Here is a 21496-nt window from a genome sequence, read left to right on the forward strand (position 1 = left end):
CCCCAAGGATAGACGGCAATTGCAAGGACTCAGCTCAATATGGAGATGGTCCCAAGGTATTTCAAGGCGCGCGGCAGATTGTCGCAATCAAGACTGTCAAGCCAATGCAAGTCAGTCCAGCTCCGCAGCCAGGTGAACTGGCGTTTCGCCAATTGGCGCGTGGCAATGATTCCACGCTCCTGCATCTCGGCTGACGTCAGCTTGCCGTCCAGATAGTCCCAGACCTGTCGATAACCCACCGCACGTATAGACGGCAACCCGGCATGCAGGTCACTTCGCTCACGCAGGGCTACGACCTCGTCTATGAATCCCTGTTCCAACATTAATGTGAATCTTTGTTCAATTCGCCGATGCAGCACTTGCCGGTTCGCCGGAGCGATGGCCAGATTGGCGACAGTATAGGGCAATTGTTGCATTCCCGAAGCGGCTGCTTCAGTACTTTGCGCAGATTGTCGCTGTCGCAGGGCCGTCATGCTCTGCCCGCTGACCCGATAGACCTCCAGCGCCCGGCTGAGCCGTTGCGGGTCGTTGGGGTGAATGCGGGCCGCCGACTCCGGGTCGATGACCGCCAGTTGCTCATGCAGGGCTTGCCAGCCAAGGCGTGCAGCCTCTTCTTCGATCTGCGCGCGCACGCTGGGATCGGCAGCCGGCATGTCCGCCAGCCCCTCGACCAGAGCCTTGTAGTACAGCATCGTGCCGCCCACCAGCAGCGGAATCTTGCCTCTGGCGGTGATGTCGGCCATGGCCTGAAGGGCATCGCGACGAAAATCCGCTGCCGAGTAAGCTTCGGCCGGATCCAGGATGTCGATCAGTCGGTGCGGGAACTCGGCCAGCAGCTCTTTTGACGGCTTGGCCGTGCCGATGTCCATGCCCCGGTAGACCAAGGCCGAATCGACGCTGATCAGCTCGCAGGGCAGCACTTTGGTCAACTCAATGGCCAGGTCGGTCTTGCCGGCTGCGGTCGGCCCCATCAGAAAGATCGCAGGTGGTAACTGGCTCATCAACGACCGCGCAGGAACAGTTTGTCCAGGTCGTCCAGGCCCAGTTGGGTCCAGGTCGGCCGGCCATGGTTGCATTGGCCGCTGCGCTCGGTGTTTTCCATATCCCGCAGCAGGCCATTCATTTCCGGCAAGGCCAGACGCCGGTTGGCGCGGATTGCGCCGTGGCAGGCCATGGTGCCGAGCAGTTCGTTCAGGTGCGCCTGGATCCGGTCGCTGGTGCCGTACTCCATCAGGTCCGCCAGCACGTCGCTGACCAGTCGGTTGGCCTCGGCCTGCTTCAACAACGCCGGGATCTGCCGGATCGCCAGGGTTTCCGGGCCCAGGCGCTGCAGCTCAAAGCCCAGGCGCTGGAACCAGCTCACATGCTCCTCGGCGCAATCGGCCTCACGCTGACTGACCGCCAGGGATTCAGGCACCAATAGCGGTTGCCCGCTAAGGCCTTCGCTGGCCATGGCGATCTTCAGCCGCTCGTACATGATCCGCTCGTGGGCGGCATGCATGTCTACCAGGACCAGGCCCTGGGCATTTTCCGCGAGGATATAGATGCCTTTGAGCTGCGCCAGGGCATAACCCAGTGGCGGAATGTCACCCTGGCCGTCCGGCAACGCCGCCGCACCGGCCTCAGGCAGGGGCTTGAAGAACTCGCGATAAGCCGCCTGAGCTTCGGCGGCGGGCACGCTCGATTGCGCACGCGGGGTGTATTGGTACTGGTAACCGCTGCCCGCGCCGGTCCCGGCGGCGTTGTAGGTCGGCTGGGGCTGGGGTTGCTCCAGCAGTGCGTTGGCGGCCAGGCGCATTTCGCCCTGAGGCCCGAATTCGCCAGCCTCCAGCCCCGTTGGCCGGACCATGCCGGCAACTGCCGCCGGTGCCGCCAATTGATCTTCGGGGCGCACATCGCCCAAGGCGCGGTGCAAGGTGCCGTAAAGGAAATCGTGCACCATGCGCCCGTCACGGAAGCGTACTTCATGCTTGGTGGGATGGACGTTGACGTCCACCACCGCGGGATCGACTTCGAAAAAAAGCACGAACGTTGGATGCCGACCGTTGAACAACACGTCGCGATAGGCCTGGCGCACCGCATGGGCCACCAGCTTGTCGCGCACCGCCCGCCCGTTCACGTAAAAGTACTGCAAGTCCGCCTGGCTGCGAGAAAAAGTCGGCAGCCCGACCCAGCCCCACAGGTGCAGGCCATTGCGCTCCACTTCGATGGGCAGAGCCTGCTCCAGGAACCCGGCACCGCACACCGCGCCGACGCGTCGAGCACGGGCCGCATCATCATGGGCCTCGTGCAGGCTGAGGATGGTCTTGCCGTTGTGGCGCAAATGGAACGCCACGTCAAAACGCGCCAGCGCCAGACGCTTGATGACTTCCTGCAAATGATCGAATTCGGTCTTCTCGGCCTTGAGAAACTTGCGCCGCGCCGGGGTATTGAAGAACAGGTCGCGCACTTCCACCGAGGTGCCCACCGGATGGGCCGCGGGCTGGACGCGAGAGGCCATGTCCCGGCCTTCGGTCTCGACCTGCCAGGCCTGGTCGGCTTCGCGGGTACGCGAGGTGAGCGTCAGGCGCGACACCGAACTGATGGAGGCCAGCGCCTCGCCACGGAACCCCAGGCTCATGACCCGCTCGAGGTCTTCCAGATCGCGGATCTTGCTGGTGGCGTGGCGCGCCAGGGCCAACGGCAGGTCGTCGGCAGGAATGCCGCCACCGTCATCGCGCACACGCAGCAGCTTGACACCGCCCTGCTCGACATCCACATCGATGCGCCGGGCCCCGGAGTCGAGGCTGTTCTCCAGCAACTCCTTGATCACCGACGCCGGACGCTCGACCACCTCACCGGCAGCGATCTGGTTCGCCAGCCGGGGGCTGAGCAGTTCGATGCGGGCAGTGCTGCCGGTCAGTTCATCGCTCATTGCTTGACCACCACTTCGTTGCCGGGAATGGTCAGGGTCTGGCCGATCTTGAGCTCGTCGCTCTTGAGATTATTGGCACTGCGCAACGACGCGGGCGACACCTGATAGCGCACCGCGATCATTGCCAGGGTTTCGCCAGGATTGACCCGATGGTCTCGCGGCCCCTGGGCGATCTTGCCGGAGTCTCGTAGCCAGGCGATGTAGGTGCCCGGTGGCGGGTTCTGCTGGAAGAACTGTCGCACGCCGCTGCTGATGGAACGGGCCAGGGCCTGTTGGTGGCTGGAGGATGTCAGCTTCGAGGCTTCGTTGGCGTTGGAGATGAACCCGGTTTCCACCAGAATCGACGGGATATCCGGTGACTTGAGCACCATGAACCCGGCCTGCTCGACGCGTCGCTTGTGCAGCGGCGTGACACGTCCAATGTTGCTCAAGACTTTTTGACCGACGTTCAGGCTGGACGTCAGCGAGGCGGTCATCGACAAATCGAGCAGCACGCCGGCGAGCATGCGGTCCTTGTCATCGAGGCTGACGTTACCGGCACCGCCAATCAGGTCGGAACGGTTTTCGCTGTCAGCCAGCCAACGGGCGGTCTCGGAGGTGGCCCCCCGGTCAGACAGGGCAAACACCGAGGCCCCGAACGCGGCTTTTGAAGGGGCGGCGTCGGCATGGATCGAGACGAACAGGTCCGCGCCCTTCTTGCGGGCGATTTCGGTACGGCCACGCAAGGGGATGAAATAGTCTCCGGTACGGGTCAGCTCCGCGCGAAAGCCCTTCATACCATTGACCTGGCGCTGCAACTCACGGGCGATGGACAACACCACGTCCTTTTCACGCTGCCCTCGCGAGCCAGAGGCACCCGGGTCCTCCCCCCCGTGACCGGCATCGATCACAACGATGATATCGCGCTTGCCGGAAGGCGCCGGCGGTAGCTTGAGAGCAGGCTCGGTCGGCGTGACCGGCACCGCCGGCACTGTGGCGACTTTGGTCGGCGGCGCAGGCGGTGGCGCGGCATCGCCCGGGTTGTCGAACAAGTCCACCACCAGTCGGTTGCCGTACTGGGCGTTGGGCGCCAGGGTGAAGCTTTTCGGGGTCACCGCCTTATTCAGATCGACGACCACCCGCAGGTCAGTCGGCGTGCGCTGAGCCGAGCGAATGGCCGTGATCGGCGTGTTGGCGGTGGCGGCTGTCAGCGGCGCCCCCAGGGATGCGCCATTGATGTCGATCACCAGGCGATCCGGAGCGGTCAGGGTGAATACGCTGTGCTGCACCGGCCCCGTCAGGTCGAACACCAGACGAGTGTTGTCCGGCGCCCGCCACAGACGAACGCTGCTGACCTTCGTCTGTGCCACAGCATCGACGGCCAGTGCCGTAAGCAACATTCCTACGACAGCAACCACCGCGCGAAAGCGCATACCAAACCCCATCATCAATTAGTTTCCAGTGCCAAAGCGGCACACCACGACTCGCCACGCGAGCCTTGCGGCGTCAGTATCAACGAACGCCCGCCGTTCTGCGCGCCAATGGTAATGGTCAGGTCGGGCTTTGGCAAAAAGCCTGCACCCTTCTGGGGCCATTCGATCAGACACAAGGCGTCATCTTCGAAGTAATCGCGGATACCGAGGAATTCCAACTCTTCAGGGTCCACCAGTCGGTACAGGTCAAAATGGAAGGCACGAATGTCGCCGATTTCGTAGGGTTCAACCAACGTGAACGTAGGGCTTTTCACTGCGCCGACGTGTCCCAGGCCACGAATAATGCCGCGGGACAAGGTGGTTTTTCCCGCGCCGAGGTCGCCCTCCAGAAAAATCAGACCATGGCCTGCCGTGGTACGCGCAATGCGCGCCCCCAATTGCGTCATGGCTTGTTCGTCCGCCACGTACAGGGTTACTTCAGACACGGTGAATGCTCCTCCAACAACTGACGAATGGCCGGGATCAGATCGGTCGCCGCCAATCCCCGGCCCGACTGACCGGCTTGCGCACCGGCATTGGCATGCAGCCACACCGCCAGGCAGGCGGCGTCAAAGCCATCCATGCCTTGGGCGAGCAACGCACCGACCACCCCGGCCAGTACATCCCCGAGGCCTGCCGTGGCCATGGCCGGATGGCCCTGGCTACAAACCGACAGGCGACCGTCTGGACTGGCAATCAGGCTGCCAGCGCCTTTGAGAATCACTGTGGCCGCGTATTGTTTGCTCAATGCGTGGGCCGCCGCCGGACGATCGGCCTGCACCTGAGCCGTGGAGATACCCAGAAGCCGCGCCGCCTCGCCCGGATGAGGGGTGATCACACAGTGCGCGGGCAAACTGACCGCGCCACTGCTCAGCAGGTTCAGCGCATCGGCATCCCACACCTGGGGCAGCAATGCGTTGGCCGCCGCCGACAACAAGCTACGTCCCCACGCAGCCTGACCGAGGCCCGGCCCCACCACCAACACACTGACCTGCTCAAGCAACCCCATCAATTGGTTTGCTGAGTGGGTGCCCTGCACCATGACTTCGGGTAAACGCGTCAGCGCAGCGGACACATGCTCGTTGCGAGTGGCCATGGACACCATCCCCGCGCCGCAACGCAGGGCACTCTCGGCGCTCATCTGGATAGCCCCGCCAAAACCTCGATCGCCGCCGATCAATAGAACATGACCGAACTTGCCTTTGTGGGGTGTGCGCGCGCGCGGCGTCAGACCCGGCAGATTAGCGGGCTGCAGAAGCCGGGCCGTGGCCGGCGCCGCCTCGACGATGTCGGGATCGGCATGCAGATCATTGAATATCAGTTCACCGACCCGGTCCGCCGCATCGCCTGTGAACAGGCCCAGCTTCAGGCCGATAAAGGTTACGGTCAGGTCGGCCGTCACTGCCGTACCCAGCACCCGTCCCGTGTCGGCACACAGCCCCGAAGGGATATCCACCGCGGCCACTGGCAGGCCACTGACATTGATGGTGTCGATTGCCCGAACGTAGGGCTCGCGTACTTCGCCACTCAATCCCGTGCCGAGCAAGGCGTCGAGCAGCACGCCGCGCAAGTCGGACTCGTCCGACCATGGCTCCACCGGCACACCCACCGCCACCGCCTCGGCGTGGGCATTGGCGGCATCCCCCTGCAAACGCCGGGGCTCACCCACCGTCAGCACCCGCACTGACCAGCCGGCACGGCGGGCCAGGGTCGCCACCAGATAACCGTCGCCGGCGTTGTTGCCATGCCCGGCCAGCACGGTCAGCTCGCTGGCGTCTGGCCAGTGCCGGACAATGGCGCGCCAGGTGGCGCGGGCGGCTCGCTGCATCAATTCGAAGCCAGTCGTGCCTGCCGCAATCAGCTGTGCGTCAAGGGCCCGAACCTGCGCGGCACTGTACAGCGCGTCGGGAAAATCATCTTTAGTGTGCGGCATGCGTCTTCGGGCTCCGATGTCTGGCAGAATTATACGCATCTCAGCTCCGGTTTCTCTCGCCTCATGCCCGTCATTCCCACAGACCTCCCCGCCCTCGCCCAATCCATCAAGGACTGGGGCCGCGAGCTGGGTTTCCAGCAGGTCGGCATCAGCGGCCTGGACCTGGCCGTGCATGAGCAACATTTGCAGCGCTGGCTCGACGCGGGCTATCACGGCGAGATGGACTACATGGGCGCCCACGGCAGCAAACGCTCGCACCCCGAGGAACTGGTGCCGGGCACATTGCGTGTGGTTTCCCTGCGCATGGACTACCTGCCGGGCGACACGCAAATGGCGCAGATGCTCGGCCAACCGGAAAAAGCCTACGTCTCGCGTTATGCATTGGGCCGCGATTACCACAAATTGATCCGTAAACGCGTGCAGCAACTGGCAGAAAAAATTCAGGCGGTCATTGGCCCCTTCGGTTATCGCGCCTTCGTTGACAGCGCACCGGTGCTGGAAAAAGCCATCGCCGAGCAGGCCGGCTTGGGCTGGATCGGTAAAAACACCCTGGTACTGAACCGCAAGGCCGGCAGCTATTTCTTCCTGAGCGAACTGTTCGTCGACCTGCCGCTGCCGGTTGACCCGCCCCACGCCAGCGAACACTGCGGAAAATGCACCGCATGCCTGGACATCTGCCCTACGAATGCCTTCGTCGGCCCCTACGTCCTGGATGCCCGACGCTGCATTTCCTACCTCACCATCGAACTCAAAAGCGCCATCCCCGAGGAACTGCGGCCATTGATCGGCAACCGGGTGTTCGGTTGCGATGACTGCCAGATCGTCTGCCCGTGGAACCGCTTCGCCCGACCGTCCGGAGAAAGCGACTTCAAACCGCGACACAACCTGGACAATGCCGGGTTGGCCGAGTTGTTCATGTGGGACGAGGAAAAATTCCTCAGCAGTACCGAGGGCTCGCCCCTGCGCCGCGCCGGGTACGAACGCTGGTTGCGCAACCTGGCGGTGGGGCTGGGAAATGCACCTTCAACCATCCCGGTCATGCAAGCGCTTGAAGCGCGGCGCGATTACCCATCGGAACTGGTGCGCGAGCATGTGGAGTGGGCGTTGCGCCAACACGCCGAGCGTCAGACCTCGTCGTTGTAGACGAACTTCGGCATTTCCCAGTGAAAGCGGATCGCCAGGAGCCGCAACAGGAAACCGCCGAACAAGGTGATGAGGATCGCCTGCTCGCTCGGCAACTGCAGATAGACACACAGCATGTAGCACCACGCCGCGGCAAACGAAACGCTGGCATAGAGCTCGCGACGGAAGATCAGCGGGATATCGTTGCAAAAAATGTCACGCAGGATGCCACCGAAAACGCCGGTAATCACGCCACTGACCGAAGCCACCAACATGCCATGGCCCATTTCCAGGGCGGTCATGCAGCCGATCAGGGTGAACGCCACCAGGCCCACGGCGTCAAGCACCAGGAACAACGAGCGCAAATGGCGCATCCAGCGCGCCAGGATCACCGTCAGCATCGCGGCCGCGGTGGTCAGCACCAGATATTCCGGGTGCCTGACCCAGGTGAGCGGGTAATGACCGAGCAGCACATCGCGCACCGAGCCGCCACCCAACGCGGTGACGCAGGCGATCAGCACCACGCCAAACCAGTCCATGCCACGACGCCCGGCAGACAAAGCCCCAGTCATGGCTTCGGCGGTGATGGCGATCAGGTAAAGCATCAGCAACATGATGGCGGTCCTTGCAGGAAGGCGCGCAGTCTAGCCAGTTTGGGCAGGCACCAAAAGAGGGCGCGACACCGTCTTCTGCCTGAGCGCCATGCCGCCCGTTCAAACTACCCCTGTGGCGAGGGAGCTTGCTCCCGCTCGGCTGCGCAGCAGTCGCCAAACCGGACAACTCGATCTACCTGAAGCTGTTGGGCCTGCTTCGCAGGCCAGCGGGAGCAAGCTCCCTCGCCACAAAAGCGTGCTCGCACAACAGCCGAGGAGCCGACTTAGAACTTGATGAAGTGCTTACGGTAGTGCTGCAGCTCGGCGATGGACTCGCGGATATCGTCCAGGGCCAGGTGGCTGCCGCCCTTCTGGAAGCTGTCACGCACCTCAGGTGCCCAGCGGGCGGCCAGTTCCTTGAGGGTGGAGACGTCCAGGTTGCGGTAGTGAAAGTAGCTTTCCAGGGATTTCATATGGGTATAGAGAAAGCGACGATCCTGGCAGATGCTGTTGCCACAGATCGGTGACTTGCCCTTGGGCACCCACTGCTCAAGAAAGGCGATGGTTTGGGCTTCGGCCTCAGCCATGCTGATTTTGCTCTCGCGCACCCGTTGGGTCAGGCCTGAGCCGCCGTGCTGGCGAGTGTTCCATTCGTCCATACCCGCCAGGACCTCGTCGCTGTGATGGATCGCGATCACAGGGCCTTCGGCCAGGGTGTTGAGATCACTGTCGGTGACGATGGTGGCCATTTCGATGATGACGTCGGTGTCCGGGTTCAGACCGGTCATTTCCAGGTCGATCCAGATCAGGTTCTGCGGGTTCTGCATGGGGGAGCTCCTCGGCGTAGCTGCGCAGTTTAGCTTAGGCTTTGAACGAAAAGTGCCTGCGCGACGATCATGCTGCGTTGAAAACAGCCTCGGAATGCTCATTGACCACCAGTCAACGACGTTTCCTCGCCTGTTTTCGCCCTGCCTGATCGCTGCTCGGCGACTTTTCGTTCAAACCCGAGGCAGGGCCTTGAGCGTGCTAAACTCGCGGCCGTTTTTACCTAATCGCTGCATTCTTCATACGGAACACCCATGGCCAAACGCCAACTCAATCGTCGTCAAAACTGGCGCATCGAAAAGATTCAGGGCGAGCGCGCCGCCCGCGCCGCCAAACGCGAATCCAGCGCGGTACAAGCGCTGGAGGGCGGCGACCTGGGCCCTGAACAGACCGGCCTGGTGATCGCGCACTTCGGTGTACAGGTCGAGGTCGAGGCCCGTGAAGGCGAATTGGCCGGCCAGGTATTCCGCTGCCACCTGCGAGCCAACCTGCCGGCCCTGGTCACTGGTGATCAGGTGGTCTGGCGTGCCGGCAACCAAGGCATCGGCGTGATCGTGGCTCAACTGCCGCGCCACACCGAACTGTGCCGTCCGGACAGCCGAGGCCAGCTCAAGCCGGTGGCGGCCAACGTCGACATGATCGTCATCGTCTTCGCCCCGCTACCCGAGCCCCACGCCAACCTGATCGACCGCTATCTGGTCGCGGCCGAACACGCCGGCATCCGCCCCTTGTTGCTGCTCAACAAATTCGACCTGATCGATGAACACAACGCCCCGGCGCTGAACGCACTGCTCTCGGTCTATCGGCACTTGGGCTACCCGGTGCTGGAGGTTTCGGCTCACCACGGCGACGGCATGGAAAAATTGCAGGAACAACTGGACGGGCGCATCAGCGTGTTTGTCGGCCAGTCCGGTGTCGGTAAGTCGTCGCTGGTCAACAGCCTGCTGCCGGAAGTCGAGACGCGCGTCGGGCCGCTGTCCGAGCTGTCCGGCCAGGGCACTCACACCACCACCACTGCGCGGTTGTTCCACTTCCCCGGCGGCGGTGAATTGATCGACTCGCCGGGCATCCGCGAGTTTGGCCTGGGCCACGTCAGCCGAGCCGATGTGGAAGCGGGGTTCATCGAGTTCAACGACCTGATCGGCACCTGCCGTTTCCGCGACTGCAAGCACGACCGCGAACCCGGTTGCGCCCTGCTCAAGGCGCTGGAAGACGGTCGTGTGCAGCAGCAACGGATGAACAGCTATCGCTCGATCATCGCCAGCTTGCCGGAAAGCAGTTACTGATCTGAAAGGAAGGCAAGCCGGACACAGTTGTGGCGAAGGGATTTATCCCCGCTGGGGCGCGAAGCGCCCCCCCTTTATCACCCCGAATATCAGATGAAAAAAGAGGGGCTGCTTCGCAGCCCAACGGGGATAAATCCCCTCGCCACAGGTTTACGCTCGCCAGTCAGGTCACTGCGCAGGCGGCTCGGCCGGTTTCGGCGCGAGATCATCGAACAGATTCAGACGTTCGCGCACCTCATGGGCGGGAATAGGCTGCTGGTCCGCCGGCAATGCGTTCGGATCCGCCGCCGCGCCGGGCGTAACCGGCACTTCACCCGGCGCGCCGGCGCCCTGGGCCGGGTCCGGCGCCGGGTCATCGGTTTGCGAACCTTCGATGGCTTTCTGGGCCTTCTTGGTCAACACCACGATATCGATCCGCCGGTTGACCGGGTTGAACGGGTCTTTGCGGTCGAACAGCGCCGAGGAGGCATAACCGACCACCCGCGCCACCTGCTCGTCCGGATAACTGCCGGCCACCAGGGCCCGACGAGCCGCATTGGCGCGATTGGCGGAGAGTTCCCAGTTACCGAAATCGCCTTTGCCGATGAAGGGCTTGGCATCGGTATGACCACTGATGCTGATCTTGTTCGGCACCGCTTTGATGGTGTCGGCCATGGCCAGCAGAATATCTTCGAAATAAGGTTTCAGGCGCGCGCTGCCAGAGTCGAACATCGGACGGTTCTCGGCGTCCATGATCTGGATGCGCAAGCCGTTCGGCGTGATTTCGAACAGGATCTGGTCCTTGAACTTCTGCAGTTGAGGGTTCTCTTCGACTTTGTTCTGCAACTCTTGCAGCAACAACTCCAGACGCTCTCGCTCGACCTCCTCGGCCATGCCTTCGGCGTCATTGGCGTCTACCTTCGCCTTGTCGGGCTGAGGCTGGGATTCGACTTCAGGGTTGAGGGTGTTTTCCGGCGCCAGGACCGGCGAGCCGCCCAGGTCGATGATATACGGCGTGCCGCTTTCGGAAAAACCCACCGGGTCCTTGAAATAACCGGCGATGGCGATTTTCTGCTCTGGAGTCGCGGTGGACAGCAGCCACAGCACCAGAAAGAACGCCATCATCGCCGTCGCGAAGTCGGCGAAGGCGATTTTCCAGGCGCCCCCGTGATGCCCGCCGGCTATGCGCTTGACGCGCTTGATAATGATCGGCTGGTTGTTTTCCATCTTAGCGACCGCGAACCGCTTGTTCTAACTCGGCGAAGCTTGGACGGTGCGCCGGGTACAGGACCTTGCGACCGAACTCCACAGCCAGCGATGGAGGCATGCCCGAAGCCGAGGCCACGAGCGATGCCTTGATGGCTTCGTAGACATTGAGTTCTTCCTTGGCGTCGTGGGCCAGGGAATGGGCCAACGGGCCAAAGAAGCCATACGCGGCGAGAATACCGAAGAAGGTACCTACCAGTGCCGCACCTACGTGCAGGCCGATAGATGCCTGGTCGCCTTCGCCCAGGGAGGCCATGGTCACCACGATGCCCAATACCGCCGCGACGATACCGAAACCCGGCATGCCGTCGGCGATGCCGTTGACCGCGTGAGACGGGTGCTCCAGATCTTCCTTGAGGCTGTACAGTTCCATGTCGAACAGGCCTTCGAGCTCATGGGGAGCCATGTTGCCGGACGACATGATGCGCAGGTAATCACAGACGAACGCCGTCATGCGCTCATCCTTGAGTACCGTGGGGTACTTGGCGAAGATCGGGCTGGACGCTGCGTCTTCGATATCCCCTTCGATCGCCATCATGCCTTCGCGGCGGCTCTTGTTGAGGATCTCGTAGATCAGCCCCAGCACCTCAAGGTAGAAAGTGTGGCTGAAACGCGAGCCGAACATGCTCAAGGACTTCTTGAGCACGTGCATCGTCATGTAGCCGGGGTTGGCTTGCAGGAATGCGCCAAGGGCCGCGCCGCCGATGATCAAGACCTCAAAGGGCTGGACCAGGGCGGCAATCTTGCCATGGGAGAGCACGTATCCGCCCAGAACGCTCGCGAACACGACAATGATGCCGATAATTTTAGCCATAGATAGAAAGTACTTATTTAAGTCGGGTTCAAGGTCATATTCGGAAGCTGAAAAATCTCTTCTTCTACTTATCGGCAAAACTGCGCCAGACTATAGCCAGTTCAGGCGAAAAGCCAATTTGCCCCGTTCCGGGCGTAGATACTCCCTATGATGATCGCGTCCAGCCATGGCTAATGAAACGAAGGTTCCAACTCCACGACCGAACACGCTCGAAGGCTGGGTCAAGCTGCTCGAGGGCGTCCATCTGCCAGTGCCGCAAGCCAGTCATGACCTGGTCTGCAAAGCCATTGCCGACAGCCGCCGCTCACTGCGCGACATTGCCGAGCTGATCCAGGACAGCCCCGCCCTGGCGCTGAGCGTCATTCGTGAAGCCAACCATCACACCCATGGCAACTTTGCCGAACCGGCAGAAAATCTCGAAGTGGCCATCAACCGCCTCGGCCTCAAGCGCACCGAAGAACTGCTCGCCCGACTGCCCTCGTTGCCGGAACAGCAAATCCCCCTCGCGCTGCGCCAACTGCAATTGATCAGCCAGCACGCAACGCAACAGGCCAATGGTTTTTTTGCCAGCCGCCTGGCGCGGCTATGGCAAGACATCCACTGGGGCAGCCTGCTGTTTCTGTCACCGCTCTGGCCGCTGGCCCTGACTCATCCGGGATTGCTGGGCGAGTGGGAATTGCGGGTTGTCCATAAAGGCCAGTCAGCGAGCAAAGTGGAGCGCGAGTTGTTCGGCGTCAGCCTGCTGAAAATCTGCCTGGCGCTGGTAGAGACCTGGCGCCTGCCGGTCTGGGTGGCGCAGGGCTACCGCCTGCTGCTCAACGAACGCCGCGAGCTGGTGAAAGTCCTACGCATCGCCCGGGACAGTGAACACCCGCTGCGCCAGCAGAATCGCCTGGACGATGACCCGACCCTGCGGCGCTGGCTCAATCAGCCAGCCAACACAGTGCTGCTAGCCAACGGCCTGGCCCTTTCAGCGCAACAGGCGTGGGACGGCCCTCACAGCACCCGCTGGCAATATCTGACAAGTTTGTATCTGCAGATGTCCATGGATGACGTCCAGCAGCAATTGCACCAGCAAGCCGTCATCAGTGCCCGCCACAACACCATGCCGGACCTCTGGCATCCGGCTGTGGCGTTGATCTGGCCCTGGGGCAGCCGACGCGTCCACCCGGGGCTGCTGCCGGCCGCCCCGCCCAGCGCCGAAGACCTGACCCAGTGGCGCAAGCAATGCGCCGAATTGCTGCTGGAACCGAGCCCGTTCAGCAACGCCATGCACCTGACCACCTCGGCACGGGACGCCTTGGTGGCCTGCGGCATGCGGCGAGTGATGATTCTGATGGCCGACCGCAGCCAGACCAGCTTGCGCGTGCATCAGATCGCCGGCCTGCCCAAAGAAGCGGCGGCCATGAGTTTTTCCATCAGCCAAAGCAAAGTGTTGCAACGGTTGCAGGCCCAGCAGGCCCAGGTTCGCCTGAACCCGGACAACAACGCTCAGTTTTCGGCGTTGCTGCCGCCGGGCCTGCGCAGCCTGTTTCGCGGCGAACACCTGCTGTTGCGTTCACTGACCTGCAACGGCCGGGTGATCATGCTGGTGGCGGTGGACCAGGGCGGCGGGCCCTTCTCGGACGTGACGGTGCAGGCCTTCGGCAAAACCGTGCAGTGTATCGAACGCGCCTTGCACAGCTTTACCAACCGCGGTCGCTGATCTTGATACAATCTTTTCCCTTTGCGCCCCTGGAGACCTCACATGCCTGACTTCTCTGGCTTGCCGCTGGTAATCGAGCCGAGCGACCTGCTGTCGCGCCTCGACGCCCGCGAACTGATTCTGGTGGACCTGACCAGCGCCGCCCGCTATAGCACCGGGCACATCCCTGGCGCACGCTTCGTCGACCCCAAGCGCACCCAACTGGGCCAGCCCCCGGCACCAGGCCTGTTGCCAGCAAAAGCCGACCTCGAGACGCTGTTCGGCGAACTGGGGCACAACCCGAATGCGGTCTACGTGGTCTATGACGATGAAGGCGGTGGCTGGGCCGGGCGCTTTATCTGGCTGCTGGATGTGATCGGCCATTCGAACTACCACTACCTCGACGGTGGTTTGCTGTCGTGGCTGGACGAAGGCCTGCCGGTGTCCACTGAAGTGCCGCCGCCCGCCACAGGCCCGGTGAGCCTGACCCTGCACGATGAACCCACCGCCACCCGCGAATACCTGCAAAGCCGCCTCGGTGCCGCTGACCTGGCGATCTGGGACGCACGCGGGCCGCTGGAATATTCCGGCGAGAAAGTCGTCGCAGCCAGGGGCGGACATATTCCCGGCGCGATCAACTTCGAATGGACCGCCGGCATGGATCAGGCACGCAACCTGCGCATCCGCAGCGACATGCCGCAGATCCTCGAACAGTTGGGCATCACGCCTGACAAAGAAATCATCACCCATTGCCAGACCCACCACCGCTCTGGCTTCACCTATCTGGTGGCCAAGGCGCTCGGTTATCCGCGAGTCAAAGGCTATGCCGGCTCCTGGGGCGAATGGGGCAACCACCCTGATACCCCCATCGAGCTCTGAAGGTTCTTAAGGACAGTTAATGAAAAACCGCTTGTTCATCCTCAGCCAATACCTGCTACCCCACCACCTGCTGTCTCGGCTGGCCGGCTGCATTGCCGAATGCCGCGTGCGCTGGTTCAAGAACGCCTTCACCCAATGGTTCGCCAAACGTTATCAGGTGGACATGTCCCAGGCGCTGGTCGAAGACCTTACGGCCTACGAGCACTTCAATGCGTTCTTCACCCGAGCGCTGAAAGAAGGCGCCCGCCCGCTGGACCCAACACCGGGAGCGATCCTCAGCCCCGCCGACGGTGCCGTCAGCCAACTCGGTCCCATCGAGCACGGCCGGGTATTCCAAGCCAAGGGCCACAGCTTCAGCGTGCTGGAACTGCTGGGCGGCGATGCAGCCAACGCAGCGCCGTTCATGGGCGGCGATTTCGCCACCATCTACCTGTCGCCCAAGGACTATCACCGCGTGCACATGCCACTGGCCGGCACCCTGCGGGAAATGGTCTACATCCCGGGACGGATTTTCTCGGTGAACCAGACCACCGCCGAAAACGTTCCGGAACTGTTCGCCCGTAACGAGCGCGTGGCGTGCATTTTCGACACCGAGCGCGGGCCGATGGCCGTGGTGCTGGTGGGCGCGATGATCGTTGCCTCCATCGAAACCGTCTGGGCCGGCCTGGTGACGCCACCCAAGCGCGAACTGAAAACCTTCCGTTACGACGAAGCCGCCCGGGCGCCGATCCACCTGGAGAAAGGCGCCGAGCTGGGCCGCTTCAAACTGGGATCGACCGCCATCGTGCTGTTCGGCCCGAATCAGGTGCAATGGGTCGAAGACCTGGTGGCCGGTTCGCCGGTGCAGATGGGCCAGGGGTTGGCATTGCCAAAAGCCTGATTCACGCCCTTGGAAGCCGGCCTGTGGGAGCAAGGCTTGCCCGCGATGAACGATAACGCAGTCTGAAACAAAGACCGCGGCGCCTGCATCGCGAGCAAGCTTGGCTTCCACAGCACATCCAGCGCGGCGCGCTTCTCTGTCAGCTGCTAGAGTTGGGAACATCCCTTTCATTTCCCGCCGGAGCCCATCCACGGCATGAATGAGACCAGCCCTCTCCAGCTTTCGCGCGTTCTGACACCGACCCAGTCGCGCCTGTCGTTCTGCGACGCCACGCCGCGCGACCTCAAGCGCTGGATCGCCAACCTGCCCAAGGCCAATATCGGCGAAACCGCACGCCTGTTGTACCAGGCCATCGGCGAACTCAACCAACTGATCACCCCCAGCGATAATCGCCTGCAACTGCTCGAATTGTTGCGGCCCGAGGTGTATTACGTCTGCAAACACCTGGAGCGGCATTTTTTGCAACAGGCCATCGTTCTGGATGAGCGCTCGCGCAAGATCGTCAACCTGTGCCAGGCCCTGCAAACCCAATTGGCCATGGGTTACAAACAGATCGTCGCGCGCATCTCGCCGAAATACTCCAAGGACCGCGCCCGGCTGCTGAGCACCGCGCTGCAACGCGCGATGCATGCCCTGGACGGCACGCTGCTGCGTATCAGCCAGTTGTATAGCCCGGTACCCGAAGGGCTGTGGCTCGATTTGCATCAGTTGTACCGAATCGCCTGCCACCATCGGCTGCAACACCTCAGCGTCAGCGATGAACTGGCCAGCCAGGTGCACCAGTTGAATGTCGAGCAAACCTACGTGGTCGCCCTGCTGCTGGGCACCTCACGCAGCAATCAACTGCGCCAGGGCCAGATTGCGCGACTCGTCGAGGTGCTCGAATCCTGGAGTCAGAAGGTCACGCTGGACCCGGCCACCACCGCCACGAGCCTGTTCGCCGTTGCACCGCAACTGGATATCGGGCCGCGCTATCGCTCCAAGTTCAGGGCCGAGCAACAGCCCAGCCTGCTGGGTTTCGATCCGCAGCCGCTGGTGCGCGCCATTGCCACTCATCTGGAGCAACCCGACGATCACACCTTGCCCGTGCCTGGCGCAATGAACGCCGACACCTTGCATCACCTGCAAGCGGCCTGGGGCGAAGCGGTCGAACGCAGCTTCCAGCGCACGGAGGGCAACGGCACGCTGACGCTCTGCGTGGGCATGAGCGCTTTGCACTATTACCTGGGCGGCGAGCGCTCTTTCAGCGAAATCCTCAAGGACTCTGCAACGCGCAAGGCCCGGTTCGAGGCCACACCGACCAAGACCAACGACACCTGGAGCCAGGCTTTCGACGCAGCTGCGGCCGGTGACAGTGATCTGTTGCCCTATGAAGAAATCGAGTACCCGGTCAATCCAGCCGATGACGACGGCGCCAGCTCCGACAACCAGCACCACTTCGCGACCTACGACCTGCCCATCATCAATCACAGCCCCGGAGGTTACTGCCTCGGCTGGCCGAAGGAGGTGCCTGAGCAACTGCAGGCCGGGGAAATGGTCGGCATTCGCGACACTAACGATCAAGCCTGGAGCATCGCCGTGGTGCGCTGGATCAGGCAAGTGCGCAATGGCGCCATGCAAATGGGTATCGAGCTGGTCGCGCCCCATGCCCAGCCTTGCGGGCTGCAACTGGTACGAGAGAAGGATGAGCATGGTCACTACCTGCGAGGGCTGCTGCTGCCTGAGATCAGCGCCATTGATCTGCCTCCCACCATGATCGCGCCCCGTCTGCCTTTCCAGGAAGGCCAGCAAGTGCTGATCAACACCAACGGCCAGGAACGCCGCGCCAGCCTGGACCGACGGGTGACCAGCACGCACAGCTTCAACCAGTTTGCTTATCGACAGGAAGACTCAGCGACCACCGGAGATGGCCACGACAATGAAGGGGATTTTGATTCGTTGTGGAAGTCGCTTTAGACCGCCAATACATAACCCTTTGTGAAGAGAGAGCTCTCTGTGGGAGCAAAACTTGCTCCCACAGATAAATCCCCTTGCCACAGGAGATTGAGTCAGAGCTGCCCGTCGCGATCCCTGAAGCCCAGCAGATACAACACCCCATCCAACCCCAGGGTTGAGATCGCCTGCCGGGCCGACTGCTTGACCAGCGGCTTGGCCCGGAACGCCACGCCCAGACCGGCGATCGCCAGCATTGGCAGGTCATTGGCGCCGTCGCCGACGGCGATGGTCTGTTCCAGGCGCAGGCCTTCCTTCTCGGCCAGTTCGCGCAACAGATCCGCCTTGCGCTGGGCATCGACGATCGGCTCGACGGCCACGCCCGTGACCTTGCCATCCACGACTTCCAGTTCATTGGCGAACACGTAGTCGATGCCGAGTTTGGCCTGCAACTGCTTGGCAAAGTAGGTGAAGCCCCCGGACAGGATCGCGGTCTTGTAGCCCAGACGCTTGAGTTCGGCGAACAGGGTTTCGGCGCCTTCGGTCAGGCGCAAGGAAGCGCCGATGGAGTCCAGCACGCTGACGTCCAGCCCCTTGAGTAGCGCCAGGCGCTCCTTGAAGCTAGCGCGAAAATCCAACTCGCCGGCCATGGCTCGCTCAGTGATGGCCGACACCTTGTCGCCCACGCCGGCGGCCTTGGCCAGTTCGTCGATGACTTCGGCTTCAATCAGCGTCGAATCCATGTCGAATACCGCCAGGCGACGGTTGCGGCGGAACAGCGAGTCTTCCTGGAACGCGATGTCGACATTCAACTCCTGGGCCACGCTGAGGAACTCGGCACGCAGCGCCTGGGGATCGGCCGGCTCGCCGCGCACGGAGAATTCGATGCAGCCCTTGCCCTTGTCATCCGGCGTATCCAGCGGCATGCGCCCGGACAAACGGTCGATGTGGTCGATGTTCAGGTCGTATTTGGCAGTGATCGAACTGACCCGCTGCAATTGCTCGGCGGTAACCTTGCGGGTCAACAGGGTCACGATGTGACGCTTCTTGCCCTGGCCATTGACCCAATGCTGGTAATCGGCTTCGGACACCGGGGTGAAACGCACCTGTTGGTCGAGCTTGTAGGCGGTGAACAGGATGTCCTTGAGCACCGACTTGCTTTGCTCGGCGTCCGGGATTTCAACCAGGATGCCGAACGACAGTGTGTCGTGAATCACCGCCTGACCAATGTCGAGAATGTTCACACCACCCTGGGCCAGAACGCCGGTAATGGCCGCAGTCAGACCCGGACGGTCACTGCCAGTGATGTTTATCAGGACGATTTCGCGCAAGGCGCACCCCCGCAGGTGGAAAAAAACCGCATTCTACCCACTTTCAGTGACCATCGGGCACCGTCGGTGCTTTGCCGGTCATGGGCCTGTCGCTATACTGCGCGTCAATTTCACGGACAAAGAGCCGAGCTCAGTGAACCGGCCCACGCCAGTCAAAACCGACAATTTCTTTCTGCTGATCTTCCGTGCACTGCGCCACCGTCGCGTGCCGATTGCATTGCGCATTGCCAGCCATAACGTGATCCTGGTCGCCCTGGCCCTGGTGATCTATGCCTGCGTGATGGGCCTGCAGTTCAAGCAGGCAATGCACGAACAGGCCGACGCCCTGGGCGAGAGCCTGACCACGCAGACCGCCACGTCCGCCACCGAGCTACTGGTGTCCAACGACATCCTCAGCCTCAACGTGCTGCTCAACAACCTCACCAAAAACAAACTGGTGGCCCACGCCGCCATTTATAGCGTGGACAACCGCATCCTCGCCGAAGCCGGCCAGCGTCCCAAGCCGGGCCTGCTGGGCGAATCCGGCGGCATGTACCAGAGCAGGATCACTTTCCAGGACGTGACCGCCGGGCAACTGCGCATCAGCCTGGACATGGACCAGTTCCAGCAGCCGATGACCATCAGCCTGCAAAGCATGGGCATCCTCAGCGCGATATTGCTGGCGCTGGCGCTGGCCTTGAGCTTGCGCCTGGGACGGCACATCTCTACGCCATTGCTGCAACTGCGGGTCTGGCTGCGGGATATCGACGAGCACACCCCAGCGACCCAGCGCCAGGACGAAATTGGCGATCTGGCTCGGCAACTGCACGCCAGCTTCGCCCCGGAACCTGCCCCCGTGCCGGAGCCTGAAGACATCGACTACAGTGACGACGACGAAGCCGAACCAGGTTTCGAAGTGCGTAACCTGCGGGACCCGGACTTCGATGAAAGCCAACCTCTACCCGCCTCCAGGCCCGGGCCACGCCGCGTGGTCCGCACGGTAGAGGACGATGAAGACGACGATGCTTTCGCCGACCTGCGTGACGACTCAATCGCCGATGAGCCGCAATCGGTCGCCAGACCCGTCGCCTCGGACCTGCCCCAACACAGTGCCGTGCTGGCCGTGCAACTGGGCGCCCAGGACCAACTGCGCCGGCTGCCCCAGGCGCGCCTGAAGGAACTGCTTGAGCGTTACCGCGACTGCCTCGACCAAGCCGCATCGCTGTATCAGGGCCAACTGCACACCCTGAACGATGGCAGCACGCTGATGCTGTTCCACACCGAGGACAGCGGTGATGACTACCTCACCAACGCCATTTGCTGCGGTGAGTTGCTCAGAGCCCTGGGACACCAGTTGCAGATCGAAGTCGCCGACAGCGGCATCACCCTGCAATTGCAGTTGGGCCTGACCTTGGGTGACGGGCTGTTCGGCCTGAGCCAGATCGACCTGCTGCTGACCGAAACCGCCCAGGACGCCCTGGCCCTGTCGCAACACAGCCGCAATCTGCTGCTGGTGGAGCGCAAGATCAACGACGACGCCCTGATCCGCCAGCGCGCCCGCATCCGCCCTATCGCCAGCCCGGAAGGCGCATGCTGCGTCGAGCGACTGATGGAGCCTTATCCGTCGATGCTGGAGCGACAACTGGCGCGGATGCATGAGCGTCAGGCCTGAGCCTCAACACCTGAAATGACGAAGCCCGCAGATGAGTGATTGTCTGCGGGCTTTTTTGTGGCCTTCGCCTACCTCATCGCGAGCAAGCTCGCTCCCACAGGGACCTCTGCCAGCCACAGATCCAGTGTGGGAGCGAGCCTGCTCGCGATGAGGCCGGCATAGACACCCGAGACTGCACCCCACAGAAACAACAAAGCCCGCATCAACGCGGGCTTTGTTTTGCATCCAGTTCAACCATCAGAACCTGAACACTTCCATGTCCGTACGGATCGGCAAGGCCATTGGAATCTTGTCCTTTTCCTTCTCGACCTTTTTGGTCGCTGCAGGAGCAGATTTGCGCGGCACCTCTGCGACAGGCGGCTGGTTGGCCAAAGGCTTGAGCGCCACGGACAGTTGCTCGGCCAGACGTTGCAGCAGCACGCCCTGAGCCTGAACCTGCGCAGCGGTACCGCCGGCATGTTGCTCCTGCAGATGAATGATCCGGTTCTCGCGAACCTTGCCGCGACGATCGATCAGGCGCCACTGGGCATCCAGTACCGCCGGTTGCGATTCGCCCGAATCCAGCCGGGTAATCGACAGCAAGACCTGAACATCCGGGGTAAAGCCCTGGGTGGCCGGCGCGAGTACCACGCGCTGGCTGTCCAGATGCCCGGCGACCTGACGCAGCAGCAGCTGGTCAATGTCCGACGACAGGCTGCCGGCCCAACGACCGTCGGTGGCGGCTTGCAGGCTGCCGTCCGGTTGGCGTTGCAATAGGGTTTCACGTTGCAGGTAATCGGCAATCAATACCGGGCCCAGTAATACCGCCATGCCTGCGCTTTGTGCAGGCTGGGCCGGGTTTCCGCTGTCGAGTTGATACAGCGACACTGGCTGATTGACGCTACAGCCCGCCAAGCCAAGCAGGCCGGCGAGCCACAAAATAGGAAGGCGCAGAGCAGTCATCGTCCCGTCCAGGT

The 21496-nt window shown here is 62.3% G+C and carries 18 protein-coding genes; 7 read left to right on the forward strand and 11 right to left on the reverse strand.

Features of this window, described 5'->3' with window-relative positions:
- Positions 1 to 29 precede the first annotated feature (29 nt).
- The 5 genes from miaA to BW979_RS00645 are packed head-to-tail and all read right to left on the reverse strand — an operon-like array spanning position 30 to position 6298.
- Positions 30 to 1001, reverse strand: a complete 972-nt coding sequence (miaA, locus tag BW979_RS00625) for a tRNA (adenosine(37)-N6)-dimethylallyltransferase MiaA (protein ID WP_047227309.1) — start codon at positions 999 to 1001, stop codon at positions 30 to 32.
- Positions 1001 to 2914, reverse strand: coding sequence for a DNA mismatch repair endonuclease MutL (mutL, locus tag BW979_RS00630; RefSeq protein WP_076382898.1), 1914 nt, complete (start codon positions 2912 to 2914; stop codon positions 1001 to 1003). Before mutL ends, miaA begins: the two co-directional genes overlap by 1 nt.
- Entirely contained in the window at positions 2911 to 4341 is a 1431-nt protein-coding gene (locus tag BW979_RS00635; protein WP_047227307.1) for an N-acetylmuramoyl-L-alanine amidase, read from the reverse strand. Before BW979_RS00635 ends, mutL begins: the two co-directional genes overlap by 4 nt.
- Positions 4341 to 4811, reverse strand: a complete 471-nt coding sequence (gene tsaE, locus BW979_RS00640; RefSeq protein WP_047227306.1) for a tRNA (adenosine(37)-N6)-threonylcarbamoyltransferase complex ATPase subunit type 1 TsaE — start codon at positions 4809 to 4811, stop codon at positions 4341 to 4343. Before tsaE ends, BW979_RS00635 begins: the two co-directional genes overlap by 1 nt.
- Positions 4799 to 6298: a bifunctional ADP-dependent NAD(P)H-hydrate dehydratase/NAD(P)H-hydrate epimerase gene (locus BW979_RS00645; RefSeq protein WP_076382900.1), complete on the reverse strand. Its 1500-nt coding sequence runs from the start codon at positions 6296 to 6298 to the stop codon at positions 4799 to 4801. The genes tsaE and BW979_RS00645 overlap by 13 nt, the downstream gene beginning before the upstream one ends.
- Before the next feature lie 63 nt (positions 6299 to 6361).
- Between BW979_RS00645 and queG the strand changes: the two genes are divergently transcribed.
- Positions 6362 to 7441 carry a tRNA epoxyqueuosine(34) reductase QueG gene (gene queG / locus BW979_RS00650; protein ID WP_047227304.1) on the forward strand — a complete coding sequence of 360 codons (1080 nt, stop codon included), beginning with the start codon at positions 6362 to 6364 and terminating at the stop codon, positions 7439 to 7441.
- Here queG and BW979_RS00655 read toward each other — a convergent pair.
- Positions 7423 to 8037, reverse strand: a complete 615-nt coding sequence (locus tag BW979_RS00655) for a trimeric intracellular cation channel family protein (protein ID WP_171061284.1) — start codon at positions 8035 to 8037, stop codon at positions 7423 to 7425. The two genes, queG and BW979_RS00655, sit on opposite strands and share 19 nt — an antisense overlap.
- A 260-nt stretch (positions 8038 to 8297) precedes the next feature.
- Positions 8298 to 8840, reverse strand: coding sequence for an oligoribonuclease (gene orn, locus BW979_RS00660; protein WP_047227302.1), 543 nt, complete (start codon positions 8838 to 8840; stop codon positions 8298 to 8300).
- Positions 8841 to 9092: 252 nt separating this feature from the next.
- On the opposite strand from orn, the gene rsgA reads away from it, so the two are divergent.
- Positions 9093 to 10124 (forward strand): small ribosomal subunit biogenesis GTPase RsgA, encoded by a 1032-nt coding sequence (rsgA, locus tag BW979_RS00665; RefSeq protein ID WP_047227301.1) that lies wholly within the window; start codon positions 9093 to 9095, stop codon positions 10122 to 10124.
- Between the two features lie 168 nt (positions 10125 to 10292).
- Here the strand turns inward: rsgA and motB are convergent, their stop codons facing one another.
- Entirely contained in the window at positions 10293 to 11330 is a 1038-nt protein-coding gene (motB, locus tag BW979_RS00670) for a flagellar motor protein MotB (protein ID WP_047227300.1), read from the reverse strand.
- A gap of 1 nt (position 11331) precedes the next feature.
- A complete protein-coding gene (motA, locus tag BW979_RS00675) occupies positions 11332 to 12183 on the reverse strand; it encodes a flagellar motor stator protein MotA (protein WP_047227299.1) in 852 nt (283 codons plus the stop codon).
- Positions 12184 to 12349: 166 nt separating this feature from the next.
- Here motA and BW979_RS00680 point away from each other — a divergent pair, with 166 nt between their 5' ends.
- The 4 genes from BW979_RS00680 to BW979_RS00695 all read left to right on the forward strand — a co-directional run bounded on the left by BW979_RS00680 (position 12350) and on the right by BW979_RS00695 (position 17582).
- Positions 12350 to 13888 carry an HDOD domain-containing protein gene (locus BW979_RS00680; RefSeq protein WP_047227298.1) on the forward strand — a complete coding sequence of 513 codons (1539 nt, stop codon included), beginning with the start codon at positions 12350 to 12352 and terminating at the stop codon, positions 13886 to 13888.
- 42 nt (positions 13889 to 13930) lie between these two features.
- Positions 13931 to 14746 carry a rhodanese-like domain-containing protein gene (locus BW979_RS00685; RefSeq protein ID WP_076382902.1) on the forward strand — a complete coding sequence of 272 codons (816 nt, stop codon included), beginning with the start codon at positions 13931 to 13933 and terminating at the stop codon, positions 14744 to 14746.
- Positions 14747 to 14765: 19 nt separating this feature from the next.
- A complete protein-coding gene (gene asd / locus BW979_RS00690) occupies positions 14766 to 15626 on the forward strand; it encodes an archaetidylserine decarboxylase (protein ID WP_047227296.1) in 861 nt (286 codons plus the stop codon).
- Between the two features lie 195 nt (positions 15627 to 15821).
- On the forward strand, positions 15822 to 17582 hold the full coding sequence (locus BW979_RS00695; RefSeq protein WP_047227295.1) for a hypothetical protein: 1761 nt from the start codon (positions 15822 to 15824) through the stop codon (positions 17580 to 17582).
- A gap of 92 nt (positions 17583 to 17674) precedes the next feature.
- On the opposite strand, the gene serB is transcribed toward BW979_RS00695, so the two are convergent.
- Positions 17675 to 18889 (reverse strand): phosphoserine phosphatase SerB, encoded by a 1215-nt coding sequence (gene serB, locus BW979_RS00700; protein ID WP_076382904.1) that lies wholly within the window; start codon positions 18887 to 18889, stop codon positions 17675 to 17677.
- 133 nt (positions 18890 to 19022) lie between these two features.
- Here serB and BW979_RS00705 point away from each other — a divergent pair, with 133 nt between their 5' ends.
- The gene (locus tag BW979_RS00705) at positions 19023 to 20540 is read left to right on the forward strand and encodes an AhpA/YtjB family protein (protein ID WP_047227293.1); all 1518 of its coding nucleotides are present in this window, start codon (positions 19023 to 19025) and stop codon (positions 20538 to 20540) included.
- A 237-nt stretch (positions 20541 to 20777) separates the two neighbouring features.
- Here BW979_RS00705 and BW979_RS00710 read toward each other — a convergent pair whose 3' ends face one another.
- Positions 20778 to 21482 carry a PqiC family protein gene (locus BW979_RS00710; RefSeq protein WP_047227292.1) on the reverse strand — a complete coding sequence of 235 codons (705 nt, stop codon included), beginning with the start codon at positions 21480 to 21482 and terminating at the stop codon, positions 20778 to 20780.
- Positions 21483 to 21496 lie beyond the last annotated feature (14 nt).

The organism is Pseudomonas sp. A214 (genome assembly GCF_900156295.1).
GTDB classification, from domain to species: domain Bacteria; phylum Pseudomonadota; class Gammaproteobacteria; order Pseudomonadales; family Pseudomonadaceae; genus Aquipseudomonas; species Aquipseudomonas rhizophila.